7 protein-coding genes are annotated in these 12,740 nt (G+C 61.3%); 4 read left to right on the forward strand and 3 right to left on the reverse strand.

What is annotated here, in order from left to right; translation table 11 throughout:
- Nucleotides 1–5 precede the first annotated feature (5 nt).
- A complete protein-coding gene (locus IEX27_RS16175) occupies nt 6–1,694 on the reverse strand; it encodes an electron transfer flavoprotein-ubiquinone oxidoreductase (protein WP_188722125.1) in 1,689 nt (562 codons plus the stop codon).
- Between the two features lie 234 nt (nt 1,695–1,928).
- On the opposite strand from IEX27_RS16175, the gene IEX27_RS16180 reads away from it, so the two are divergent.
- Entirely contained in the window at nt 1,929–2,792 is an 864-nt protein-coding gene (locus tag IEX27_RS16180; RefSeq protein WP_188722126.1) for a uracil-DNA glycosylase, read from the forward strand.
- A 12-nt stretch (nt 2,793–2,804) separates the two neighbouring features.
- On the opposite strand, the gene IEX27_RS16185 is transcribed toward IEX27_RS16180, so the two are convergent.
- Complete coding sequence (locus IEX27_RS16185) at nt 2,805–3,743, reverse strand: DMT family transporter (RefSeq protein WP_188722127.1); 939 nt, start codon at nt 3,741–3,743, stop codon at nt 2,805–2,807.
- A 147-nt stretch (nt 3,744–3,890) separates the two neighbouring features.
- On the reverse strand, nt 3,891–6,200 hold the full coding sequence (locus tag IEX27_RS16190; RefSeq protein WP_188722128.1) for a xanthine dehydrogenase family protein molybdopterin-binding subunit: 2,310 nt from the start codon (nt 6,198–6,200) through the stop codon (nt 3,891–3,893).
- A gap of 126 nt (nt 6,201–6,326) precedes the next feature.
- Between IEX27_RS16190 and pepN the strand changes: the two genes are divergently transcribed.
- The 3 genes from pepN (at nt 6,327) to IEX27_RS16205 (ending at nt 12,737) form a co-directional block, all read left to right on the forward strand.
- Nucleotides 6,327–8,960 carry an aminopeptidase N gene (pepN, locus tag IEX27_RS16195; RefSeq protein WP_188722129.1) on the forward strand — a complete coding sequence of 878 codons (2,634 nt, stop codon included), beginning with the start codon at nt 6,327–6,329 and terminating at the stop codon, nt 8,958–8,960.
- A 206-nt stretch (nt 8,961–9,166) separates the two neighbouring features.
- The gene (locus tag IEX27_RS16200) at nt 9,167–11,476 is read left to right on the forward strand and encodes a PAS domain-containing sensor histidine kinase (RefSeq protein WP_188722130.1); all 2,310 of its coding nucleotides are present in this window, start codon (nt 9,167–9,169) and stop codon (nt 11,474–11,476) included.
- Between the two features lie 79 nt (nt 11,477–11,555).
- A complete protein-coding gene (locus IEX27_RS16205) occupies nt 11,556–12,737 on the forward strand; it encodes a serine hydrolase (RefSeq protein ID WP_188722131.1) in 1,182 nt (393 codons plus the stop codon).
- Nucleotides 12,738–12,740: the final 3 nt, after the last annotated feature.

Genomic DNA, 12,740 nt, shown 5'->3' on the forward strand with positions numbered 1-12,740 from the left:
AATCATTACATATTCATGTAGACTGGACCTTCGCCACCCTGCGGCGGTACCCAGTTGATGTTCTGGTTCGGATCCTTGATGTCGCAGGTCTTGCAGTGGACGCAGTTCTGCGCGTTGATCACGAAGCGGGCATCAGGCCGCTTGCGGATCTCGTCCGGCAGTCCCGCGATCGGGTTGCCGTCCGCGTCGGTCCACTCGTATACGCCTGCCGGGCAGTAGCGGGTGGAAGGGCCAGCGAAGACTTCCAGCTCCGAGCGCTTTTGCAGATCGAGATCAGCCACCTTGAGGTGAACCGGCTGGTCTTCCTCGTGGTTGGTGTTGGAGAGGAACACCGAGGACAGGCGATCGAAGGTGAGAACGCCATCGGGCTTTGGATAGTCGATCGGCTTGTACTTCGAAGCGGGCTCCAGCGAAGCCGCGTCGCTCTTGCCGTGCTTCAGCGTGCCGAAAGGCGAGAAGCCGAACAACGTGTTGGACCACATGTCGAGGCCACCGAGCGCAATCCCGGCCCAGGTGCCGAACTTCGACCAGAGCGGCTTCACGTTGCGGACGCGCTTCAGGTCCTTGCCGATTTCGGAGTTGCGCCAGCCGTCTTCATAAGCGGTGAGCTCGTCATGGGCGCGGCCTTCGGCAAGCGCTGCGACGACGTTTTCAGCGGCAAGGATGCCGGAGAGAACGGCGTTGTGCGAACCCTTGATGCGTGGAACGTTGACCATGCCGGCGGAGCAACCCATCAGGACGCCGCCCGGGAACACCGTCTTCGGAACCGACTGCCAGCCGCCCTCGGTGATGGCGCGTGCGCCATAAGAGATGCGCTTGGCGCCTTCAAAGGTGCCACGGATCGAGGGATGCGTCTTGAAGCGCTGGAATTCCTCGAAGGGCGACAGATACGGGTTCTTGTAGTTCAGGTGAACCACGAAGCCGACTGCAACGAGGTTGTCGTCGAAATGATAGAGGAACGAGCCGCCGCCGGTTGAGCTGTCGAGCGGCCAGCCGAACGAGTGCTGCACCAGGCCACGCTTGTGGTTCTCGGGCTTGACCTCCCAGAGCTCCTTGAGTCCGATGCCGAATTTCTGCGGCTCGCGGCCTTCCGACAGGCCGTACTGTGCGATCAGCTGCTTGGCGAGCGAACCGCGCGCACCTTCGCCGATCAGCACGTACTTGCCCAGAAGCGCCATACCGGGCTGGTAGTTCGGTCCGTGCGAACCGTCACGCTCCACGCCCATGTCGCCGGTGATGACGCCAGTGACAGCGTTGTTCTCGTCGATGATGAGTTCGGCAGCGGCAAAGCCCGGGTAGATCTCGACGCCGAGCGCCTCGGCCTTTTCCGCCAGCCACTTGCAGACGTTTCCGAGCGAAACGATGTAGTTGCCGTGATTGTTCATCAGCGGAGGCATGGCGGCGTTCGGCAGGCGGACGGACCCTGCCGGGCCAAGCACCAGGAAGTGGTCGGCTTCAACGGGCGTCTTGAACGGATGGCCTTCCTCTTCGCGCCAGCCGGGCAACAGTCGGTCGATCCCGACTGGGTCTACGACGGCACCCGAAAGGATGTGCACGCCAACTTCAGCGCCTTTTTCCAGAACGACAACAGAAAGATCGGGATTGAGCTGTTTGAGCCTGATCGATGCGGCAAGTCCGGCAGGACCGGCGCCCACGATCACAACATCGAATTCCATACTTTCACGTTCTGTCATTCACGCCTCCAAAAACGCCATCGTCCGCGCATCTATAGCGGTTGTTGCAGGGGCTATAGCGCATTGCAGCATAAGGTAAAACATTAATTGGCCATTCCCGTGCTTCAATCTCTCATGTGAATTCCGGCTGTAATCCAGTCTCTCCGTGGTTGGCGCCGAAACAGGGAGCCATTTTTCGGTCGATACAGGCTCCCGGCCCTTGCCATGCGTGCGGTAAAGTGGACATTAGAACCCATGATGTCCTCAGCCCCACTTGATCCTGCGACATTGCGAGACCTGCTCGCGTTCTATGCCGATGCCGGGGTCGATATGGCACTGGAAGAGGACCCGCAGAACCGGCTCGCTGAACCCGCGCCCGCCCAAGCCGCGCAGCCCGTTTCGCAGCCGCAGCAAACGCATGAACAGCCTCGCCGCAACGCTTCTGCCCCGCCGCCGGTTTCAACGCCTCCTACACAATTCGCTGGCGGCCAGCAGGTTGCCGTTCCGGATGAGGGACAGGCGCTTCGCGCCCGCGACATGGCAAAGGAAGCCAGGACGCTCCAGGAGCTCTACGAGATCGTGGCAGGCTTTGAGGGCTGCAACCTCAAGTTCACAGCCAAGAACATTGTGTTCGCTGACGGCAATCCTGAAGCTGACCTGATGCTGGTGGGTGAAGCACCCGGACGCGATGAGGATCTTGAGGGCAAGCCGTTCGTGGGTCGCTCCGGCAAGCTGCTTGACCGCATCCTCACGGCAATCGGGCGTGATCGCAAAACCGCCTATATCTCGAACGTCATTCCGTGGCGTCCGCCGGGCAACCGCGATCCCTCGCCGATGGAAACGGAAATCTGCCGGCCCTTCATCGAACGGCACATCGAGCTGGCCCGCCCGAAGGTTCTGGTGACGCTCGGCAATCCGTCGACAAAGACACTGCTGAAGACGACGGCAGGCATCATGCGCATGCGTGGAACCTGGGCTGTCCATACGACGGCTGGTGGTCTTGAGATCCCGACCATGCCGACGCTTCATCCGGCCTACCTGCTGCGCAACCCCGCGCATAAGAAGCTCGCCTGGCAGGATTTTCTCGCCATCAAGATGAAGCTGGAAGAGCTGCGGTAGACCGTCAGGCGTCTATACCGATTTGCTGGTGACCTGCCGCACACCAAGCTGACGTTCGCGCCAGATGATGAAGAGGCCTGAGCCGGCGACAATCGTTCCGCCCACGAGCATGTAGAGCGTGGGCACGTCTCCAAAGACAAAATATCCGATCACGACAGCCAGAATGATCGAAGTGTATTCGAACGGCGCGATGGTGGAGAGGTCGGCAAAGCGATAGCTGTGGGTGAGAAAGAGCTGACCGATGCCGCCGAAGATCCCCGCGGTGATCAGGAGGAGAACTTGCGTCTGGTTGAGAACTGCCCACCCGAATGGCATAGTGGCCAGTGCAACAATCGATGACGTGGTCGAAAACCAGATCACGATGGTCGACGTCTTCTCGGTACTGACCAGACGGCGAACCAGCATCATCGCGACGGCCGACATCAGAGCACCCGCCAACGCTGCCAGAACGCCTGCTGCCTCACCCACGCTCAGTCCATGGCCGCGCAAAAGCGTGAGGCCGGGCCAGGCAAGGATTACAACCCCGACGAAGCCGATCGCCACAGCGCTCCACCGATACATGCGCACGGTTTCGCCCAGGAAGAGCGCTGAGAACACGACAACGAACAGCGGCTGGGCATAGCCAAGCGTAATCGCATCGGGCAACGGCAGATGTGTGATCGCGATGAAAGTCAGCATCATCGAGGCAACGCCAACGAAGCCTCTCAGGAAGTGGCTGAGTGGCCTCGAGGTATAAAAGGCGGTCTTTAGCTCCCGCTGATAGGAGAGCAGAACAATGATCGGCAGCAACGCAAAAAGCGACCGGAAGAAAACGATCTGTCCGGCAGGAACGTCACCGGCGGCTTTGACGACCGAGTTCATAACCATGAACGAGCACACCGAAGCGAGCTTGAGAGAGATGCCAACGAGTGGCTCCCGCTTCACGTCAATTCCCTGCGCAGAAACGCTCATGATTGCCTGAGACTTACCGATGGTGCCGTTGGCGGATCGCCAACGGGAGAAATGGAAGGATCACCCATTAACAGCAATGCCGAGTCCTGGAAACGCATTTTCCGGGACTGGCCGCTGCTGGTGAAGAATTCCCGATATGCGAATTGTTCAGGCCGCTTTGGCCTGGTGAATCGCCTCCCAGATGCGGAGCGGCGTTGCGGGCATCTCGATATGCGAGATGCCGTAGGCCCGCCAGAGCGCATCAACCACGGCATTGAGGGCAGCCGGAGTTGCACCCACCGTACCCGCCTCGCCTGCACCCTTCATACCAAGCGCATTGGTGGTGGAGGGCACATGCCGTGTCTCGAACTGGATCATGGGCATCAGGTCGGCGCGCGGCATAGCGTAGTCCTGGAAGGTCGCAGTGATCAGCTGCCCCTCGTCGGAATAGACCGTGTCCTCCACCAGGGCCTGACCAACGCCCTGCACCACACCCCCGTGGATCTGCCCTGCGAGCAGGATCGGGTTCACCGTCACGCCGAAATCATCGACCACCGTGTAGTTCACGACCTCTGTGGTGCCGGTTTCCGGATCGATCTCCACCTCGCAAATGTGGGTGCCGTTCGGATAGGTCGGCTCTGGCTGGGTGAATTCACCAAAGCCCTTGACGTCTTCCGGGCTCTTCGCTGCCTTGGCGATCGCTGCGAAGTCGATGGCCCGGTCGGTGCCGACAATGCGGGCGACGCCATCTTCCAACTCGATGTCAGCGGGTGAAGCTTCAAGCTCGTCGGCCGCGATGACCTTGATCTTCTGGGCAAGGTCCTCGCCTGCGAGGGCGGATGACACACCACCGAGCGGAACTGAGCGCGAGCCGCCAGTGCCGCCGCCGCTGTCCAGCACATCAGTATCGCCCTGGTGCACCTTCACCTTTGAGACATCGATATTGAGCTTTTCGGCGACCAGCTGCGCATAGGCGGTGACATGCCCCTGCCCGTTCGACTGCGTGCCGATCGCCAGCATGACGGTGCCGTCGCTCTCCAGCGTCAGGTGCGCAGGCTCGGATCCCGGGAAGGCGCAGGCCTCGATATAGGTGGACATGCCAATGCCCCGGATCTTCCCGCGGCTCTTGGCTTCCTCCAGACGCTGGTCGAAGCGATCCCAGTCGGCAAGCTCCATCGCGCGGGTCATGTGGCCGTCGAGCTCGCAACGGTCGTAGTTGCGGCCGCCCGGCGTCAGGTAAGGAAACTGGTCCGGCCTGATGAAGTTGCGCCGCCGGATCTCCTCGCGCGGCATGTTAAGCTGGCGAGCGCATTCCTCGACCAGTTTCTCAATGAGGAAAGCGGCCTCGGGGCGGCCAGCGCCACGGTAGGCATCGACCGGACATGTGTTGGTGTAGACGCCCTTTACCGTCACATCCATCGCCTGAATGTCATAGACGCCGGTGGTCATGGTGATGCCGCCGGTAGCGATGAACGGCCCGAACTGATGTACATAGGCGCCCAGGTTGGAAAGAAGCTCCACGCGGATGCCGAGGAAGCGGCCGGATTTGTCAAGCGCCATTTCGGCAGTGACGAAGTTGTCGCGTCCCTGGCTGTCGGTGAGGAAGTGTTCGGTGCGATCACTCAGCCATTTGACTGGGCGACCGATGCGCTTTGCGGCCTCCAGCACCAGTGCATATTCGCGGAAGACAAAGCCCTTGGTGCCGAACCCGCCGCCCACATCCGGCGTGATCACGCGCAGCTTCTGCTTCGGCAGGCCGAACACGTCCGCCAAAATCTCCTGGAAGGAGTGGACGCCCTGCGAACCCACGGTCAGGACGAACCTGCCTTCGTCATCCTTCCATTCGCCGATTGCGGCGCGGGTCTCCATGTAATTGGCGACAAGACGATTGTTGTAGAAGCTGATATTGACCCGAAGATCCGCGCGGGCAAACGCTTCGTCGGTCGCGGCTTCGTCGCCCATTCGGTAGACGAACGCCTGGTTGGTGCCGAGGTCAGGCCAGACCAGCGGCGTGGCGGGATCAAGGGCCGTCGCCGTCTGCACGGCGGGGTCCTCCGCCTCATAGTCGACTTCGATCAGCTCGGCGGCATCCTGCGCCGCAAGCCGTGAGTCGGCGACGATGAAGGCCACCGCATCGCCGACATATTGCACGCGGTCACGGCAGAGAATGGGAATGTCGCGCGAAGGGGCACGGCTGCCATCCGGTTGGCGGGGCATGCGTCCCTCTACCTGCAGATCTTTCAGATGCGCGACATCTGCCCCGGTCAGGATCAGGTGAACGCCTGGAGCTGCGCGGGCTTCGTCCAGGGAACCGATGGTAAAGCGTGCCTTGGCGATCGGCGAACGCAGCACATAGCCATGCAGAGCACCCTCCACGGAGATGTCATCCGTGTAGCGCCCGCGCCCGATGATCAGTGCATCATCCTCCTTGCGAAGAACCGATGCCCCCATGCCGAATTTCGGTGTGAAAATCGTCATGCTACGTTCCCCTGCAATATGATGAGATAAAATGTGGACTGTGGGTTAGTGTTGTCCACCTTCATAAAAGTGTAAAGAGCCCGGGGGTCAACCTCGTCTCTCAAACAGCCTAGCAGGAGATTGCCGATGCGCACGGATTCAGGTCAGGTTTTCCGTCTGGAAGATTACAAGCCGAGCGACTACCTGATAACGCATACGGACCTCCTGTTCCGGCTCGATCCGACCGCGACACTCGTCACCGCGAAGCTGTCGGTGAAGCGCCGCGATGGCGTTGCGGCAAATGCCCCTGTCGTGCTGGATGGCGATGGCCTGGTGCTTGAAAGCCTCTCGATCAACGGCATGCCTGTGTCGGACGACCGCTACAAGGCAACGCCGGACAGCCTGGAGATCAGCGGCCTTCCGCAGGAAGCAAGCTTCGAGCTTGAGATCGTCACCCGGATATCGCCGGTAACCAACAAGGCGCTGATGGGTCTCTATCAGTCGAGCGGCAACTACTGCACGCAATGCGAGGCGGAAGGCTTCCGCCGGATCACCTACTTCCTCGACCGGCCCGACAACCTCAGCACCTTCACGGTCCGTATTGAGGCGAAGAAGTCGGAAGCACCTGTCCTGCTATCCAACGGCAATCCGGTTGAGCAGGGTTCGCTCGACAGCGAGTGGCACTATGCCGTCTGGCATGACCCGTTCCCAAAGCCGTCCTACCTCTTCGCGCTCGTAGCCGGTGACCTCGGTTCCATCCATGACACGTTCACCACCTCGTCAGGCCGCGAAGTTGCCCTTGGCATCTATGTCGAGCACGGCAAGGAGCCGCTCGCGACCTACGCGATGGATGCCCTGAAGCGTTCGATGCGTTGGGATGAGGAGCGCTTCGGCTGTGAATATGACCTGAGCGTCTTCAACATCGTCGCGGTCTCGGATTTCAACATGGGCGCGATGGAAAACAAGGGGCTCAACGTCTTCAACGACAAATACGTGCTGGCCGATCCGGAAACCGCCACCGACGCCGACTACGCCAATATCGAGGCGATCATCGCGCACGAGTACTTCCACAATTGGACTGGAAACAGAATCACTTGCCGTGACTGGTTCCAGCTTTGCCTCAAGGAAGGACTGACCGTTTATCGCGACCATGAGTTCTCGGCCGACCAGCGTTCCCGCCCGGTGAAGCGCATCGCCGAAGTGCGAAATCTTCGCGCGCTGCAATTCCCCGAGGATCAAGGCCCGCTCGCCCATCCGGTCCGGCCGCGCCGTTACAAGGAGATCAACAACTTCTACACCTCGACCGTCTACGAAAAGGGTTCTGAAGTTGTCCGCATGATCCACACGATCCTGGGTGCGGAGCAATTCCGGGCCGGCATGGACCTCTACTTCCAGCGCCACGATGGCCAGGCCGTGACGATCGAGGATTTCATCGCCTGCTTCCAGGAAGCGTCCGGTCGCGCTCTCACCCACTTCGCCCTCTGGTATCATCAGGCCGGAACGCCTCGCGTGAACGTCACCTCAAGCTATGAGGCTGACACCGGTGACTTCGTGCTGAACGTCGAGCAGTCAGTGCCGCCGACACCGGCGGAGTCGATGAAGAAACCCCTGCATATACCTCTGGCCTATGGGCTTTTGGGACCGAATGGTGAGGACATGGAGGTGGGCAGCGTCGAAGGCGCGACGGTCGCCGACGGCGTGATCCATCTGACTGAAGGCAGCCAGACCGTTCGCTTCCGGGGTATCGGCTCTCGTCCGGTGCTGTCGCTCAATCGCGGCTTCTCTTCACCGATCGTGCTAAAGCAGGATCTGACCAAGGAAGACCGACTCTTCCTCGCCCGCCATGACTCCGACCTCTACAACCGCTGGGAAGCGATCAATGCGCTTTGTGTCGAGGCGCTCATCGCAGCCTCAACGAGCGGCAGCTATGACTTTGACCCGGCACTCGTCCAGTGCCTGGTGGAAATGGCGTCGAACGAAAGCCTTGAACCGGCCTACCGTGCTCTGGCGCTGAGCCTCCCCACGGAGGCTGACATCGCACGAGAGATCGGCAGCAACGTAAATCCCGATGCTGTGCTAGCTGCACGGTCTGCCCTGAGGCTCGCGATCGGAAGCGCAGCGCGGGACGCGTTCGGCAGGATCTATGATGCTCAGGCGGATCGCCAGCCCTTCAGCCCGGATGCGGCAAGCGCGGGAAAACGCTCTCTGCGCAATATCCTGCTCGACTATCTTGTAGCGGCGGACGGTTCGCCTGAACTCGCTTCCCGCCAGTTCGAGGCGGCCGACAACATGACCGACCGGGCAGCCGCCCTCTCCGTTCTCGCGCACCAGTATCCGCAGCATGAGGCAACGCAGAAGGCGCTCAGCGCCTTCGAGGAGCGTTTCTGCGACAACGCTCTGGTGATGGACAAGTGGTTCATCATCCAGGCCACGATCCCGGGTGCAGCAACGCTCGACCTCGTGCGCGGGCTGACCGCCCATCCGGCGTTCTCGCTCACGAACCCGAACCGCGTGCGCTCGCTGGTCGGCACATTCGCCTCCGGCAACCAGACGGGCTTCCACAGGGCCGACGGCGCGGGCTACCGTTTCCTGGCTGATACGGTGATCGCGCTCGACAAGCACAATCCACAGGTGGCTGCCCGTCTCTCGACCGCATTCCGCTCCTGGCGTTCCATGGAGGCAGGCAGGCAGGAGAAAGCCCGCAAGGCGCTGGCCTCCATCAACGAGGTGCCCAACCTCTCCCGCGACGTTAAGGACATCGTTGAGCGTACGCTTGGCTGATTTCGGCCGCTTAACGGTATCTTAACCACCTTCGCGCAATGCTCCGGGAGGATCGTTGCGCGCTTATTTCTGCAGCGACCACTGGACAAGGCGAATCAGCTTTGATTCCTTATGTATGATTCGCGAGGGTGGCGGATCGATGCATACCGCGTACTCAAGTGTCTTGGGGAAAGCGGCAGGGGACAAAGAACGAGGGAGCCTACTTTATGGCGAAGGCGGACGCGTGGGGATTGCCCACGGGCGGCCTATGGCGGCGCTGGCGTTGGAGCCGGCGCATCAAGGTTGAGGGCAATGCCAGGATCCTGGCGGCCCCTGCCTACGAACGTCTGCTCGCCATCGAGCCTTACCTGCGCAAGGCGATCCCTGCCCTTATCGTCCTCTTCCTGCTGGTGATCGCCGCAGTCCGCTTCCTGTCGCTCATGACCTGGCACGACGACATCGAACGCGATGCGAAGTCGATGCTCGGCCTGATGGCGAGCAATGTCGCTCAATCCGTGCAGATCGCCTCCAAGGAGGGCCTGCCCAGTGTGAACGAGGCCCGCACGCTTCTGAACGAAGCCACGATCCAGGCCGGCACGCCGCGCAGCTGGGTTGTCGCCATCACCAATGACGATTTCGTCACTCTTGCCGCAACTGGCGACCACGGCGAAGCGCTGATCAGCAAGCCGCTCGACAACATGATGTTCGGGGGCCAGCCGCTGTTCATGTTCGGTGAGCGCGCGGGCGTCCTGACCGTGCGCATGAACAACATCGACTGGTTTGCTTCCGTCAGCATCCTGCCGGGGCGCGCCGGCGCAGCGGTAGTGCTCGCGCCCGTCGACAGCGTGTTTTTGGGCTGGCGCCGCTCGGTCTCGCTCAACGTCACGCTCTTCGTGCTGATGGCGGGCGTGCTGATGGCGATCCTCTACGCCTATTTCAGCCAGGCTGCGCGCGCGGAAGCCGCTGATCAGATTTATGTCGAGGCACACCAGCGCATCGACCTCGCGCTGCTGCGCGGCAAGAGCGGCCTCTGGGACTGGGATCTGTCGCGCGGAAAGATGTACTGGTCGCGCTCCATGTACGAGATCCTGGGCTATGAGCCCACGGATGCCATGCTGTCATTCGGCGAGGTCGCGAGCATCGTCCATCCCGAGGACACCGACCTCTTCGCCATGGCGAACCGCATCGTTTCGCGTGAGATCGACCACATCGACCAGATCTTCCGCATGCGCAATGCTGCAGGCAACTGGGTGTGGATGCGGGCACGCGCCCAGGTCGTCGACCCCGATGCTTCCGAAATCCACCTGATCGGTATTGCGGTAGACGTGTCCGAGCAGCGCTCGCTGGCTCAGCGCTCCGAGGCTGCCGACCAGCGCCTTCGCATGGCGATCGAGAACATCACCGAGTCCTTCGTGCTCTGGGATTCCTCGAACCGACTGGTGATGTCCAACACCAAGTTCCAGCAGGACACCGGGCTAAGTCCCGCCGAGATCGTCCCCGGCATGCGCCGCGAGGAACTTGAGTACCGCATGAACCCGATCCGCGCAGAACGCCGCCTCACGCCCATGAGCGACAACAGCGGCGCGGTCACCCACGAGCGCCAACTGGCGGACGGCCGCTGGCTGCAAGTCACCGAAATCAAGACGCGCGATGGCGGCACCGTTGCGGTGGGTACCGACATCAGCCAGATCAAGCAGCAGCAGGAAAAGCTCGTGGAAAGCGAGCGTCGCCTGATGTCGACCATCCACGACCTCTATGTTGCGCGAAAGGCAGAGCAGGATCGTTCCCGCGAACTGGTCCTGCTGAACCGCGAATACATGAAGGAGACCGAGCGCGCCGAAGCCGCCAACCGCGCCAAGTCCGAATTCCTGGCGAACATGTCTCACGAGCTGCGCACGCCGCTCAACGCCATCATCGGCTTCTCCGAGCTGATGGAGCAAGGCATCTTCGGACCGCTCGGCAACGACCGGTATCAGGAATACGTCTCCGACATCTATGCGAGCGGCACCTACCTTCTGGGCGTCATCAACGACATCCTCGACATGTCGAAGATTGAGGCTGGCCAGTTCTCGATCAACCGCGAGGCGGTAGACCTGTCGCCGCTGATCCTGGAGACGGTGCGCGTCGTCTCGCTGCAGGCGACCAAGAAGGACATCGAGGTTCACACCGATATTCCGGACTCGCTGACAGTCCGCTGCGACCGCCGTGCGCTGAAGCAAATCCTGATCAACCTGTTGTCGAATGCGGTGAAGTTCACCGTCCAGGGCGGCAACGTCACGCTGCGCGCTCGTCCCATCGACGGCAAGCTCGTCATGCTGATCAAGGACACGGGCTGCGGCATTCCAAGCGACGCGCTGAAGAAGCTCGGCCGTCCGTTCGAGCAGGTGGAAAACCAGTTCTCCAAGAGCCACACCGGCTCGGGCCTCGGCCTTGCCATCTCGCGTTCGCTTACCGATCTCCATGGCGGCACGCTGCGCATCCGCTCCAAGGAAGGCGTGGGCACGGTCGTCCGCGTCACGCTGCCGCTGGACGAGTAATCGTCCGGTCTCTCGGAAGAATTAGCGAACAAAATCCCCGTCGGCCCGTTACGCTCCTGATGAAATCAAGGAGCTTTGCATGAAAACTCCTCTGACCTCACTTGTGCTCGCGCTGGCACTGCAGGCTTCGGTCGCACTGGCGCAGCAGGTTGAGCCTGAAGCGGCGATCGAGCGGGTGTTCACGGCAGACAAGCTTGAAGAGGGTTGGTTCTCGCCGGCCTTTCTCGAGGCTCTGTCGCTTCGCGAAATCGAGAGCTTCATCAAGAGCTTCGTCTCGCAGCATGGCAAGTTCCGCTCCGTGTCTGGCGAGGCTGGCGAATACGTCGTCGAGCTTGAGAAGGCGGAGGTGCCGGCGCTGATTGCGCTGGACCAGGAAGGGCGCATTGCGGCGCTGAGGCTGCAGGAGGCGATCCCCCTCGCCTCGCTCGATGAACTGGCAAAGACCATCGCTGAGCTTCCGGGCGAAACCTCGCTGCTCGTTATCAGCGGCGGACAGGACGTGGTCGCCGACAATGCGGAGGCGGAAATGGCAGTCGGCTCGGCGGCCAAGATCGCGATCATGAAGGCAGCGGCGGATGCAGTTCAGGGCGGAAAGCTGTCCTGGGACCAGACCTTCGAGCTCAAGGAAGAGTGGCGCTCGCTGCCTACGGGGATTCTGCAGGACTGGCCCGCAGGAACGCCGGTAACGCTTTCGACGCTTGCAAACCTGATGATCTCGCGCAGCGACAACACGGCGACAGACGCGATGGTCCAGATTGTCGGCCGTGAGGCGATCGAGGAGATAACTCCGACAAACAAGCCTTTCCTGACCACGCGAGAGTTCTTCACGTTGAAAGCTCAGCCCAACGCCGAGCTTTTCAGGAGCTGGGTCGATGCTCCCGCAGACAAGCGGCCGGAGTTGTTGGAGAGGCTGCGTGAGCTGCCTCTGCCGTCCGGCGGCGAGATCATCACTCGCCCTACGCTGGAGGTCGAATGGTTCATGAGCGGACGCGAACTCTGCGAACTCATGGAGGAGGTGAAGGACCTTCCCGCCATGTCGATCAACTCGGGCATGGCCTCGCCCGACGAGTGGGAGAAGATCGCCTACAAGGGTGGTTCCGAGGCTGGCGTGCTGAACCTCACGACATGGCTGGAGGATGCCGAAGGCACCAACCACTGCGTCGTCGCCACCTGGAACAACCCTGAAGAGGCGCTGGACGAGCGCCGCCTCATGTCCGCCTATCGGGGCGTGCTGCGCAACCTGGCGCCCGAAGGCGATTGATCA

The sequence above is a fragment of the Nitratireductor aestuarii genome, assembly GCF_014641695.1.
Taxonomy (GTDB): domain Bacteria; phylum Pseudomonadota; class Alphaproteobacteria; order Rhizobiales; family Rhizobiaceae; genus Chelativorans; species Chelativorans aestuarii.

Bases quoted from the DNA above. Each gene is read 5' to 3' on its own strand.
- IEX27_RS16175 (WP_188722125.1), bottom strand. From the start codon at position 1,694: ATGACAGAACGTGAAAGTATGGAATTCGATGTTGTGATCGTGGGCGCC.
- IEX27_RS16180 (WP_188722126.1), top strand. From the start codon at position 1,929: ATGATGTCCTCAGCCCCACTTGATCCTGCGACATTGCGAGACCTGCTC.
- IEX27_RS16185 (WP_188722127.1), bottom strand. From the start codon at position 3,743: ATGAGCGTTTCTGCGCAGGGAATTGACGTGAAGCGGGAGCCACTCGTT.
- IEX27_RS16190 (WP_188722128.1), bottom strand. From the start codon at position 6,200: ATGACGATTTTCACACCGAAATTCGGCATGGGGGCATCGGTTCTTCGC.
- pepN (WP_188722129.1), top strand. From the start codon at position 6,327: ATGCGCACGGATTCAGGTCAGGTTTTCCGTCTGGAAGATTACAAGCCG.
- IEX27_RS16200 (WP_188722130.1), top strand. From the start codon at position 9,167: ATGGCGAAGGCGGACGCGTGGGGATTGCCCACGGGCGGCCTATGGCGG.
- IEX27_RS16205 (WP_188722131.1), top strand. From the start codon at position 11,556: ATGAAAACTCCTCTGACCTCACTTGTGCTCGCGCTGGCACTGCAGGCT.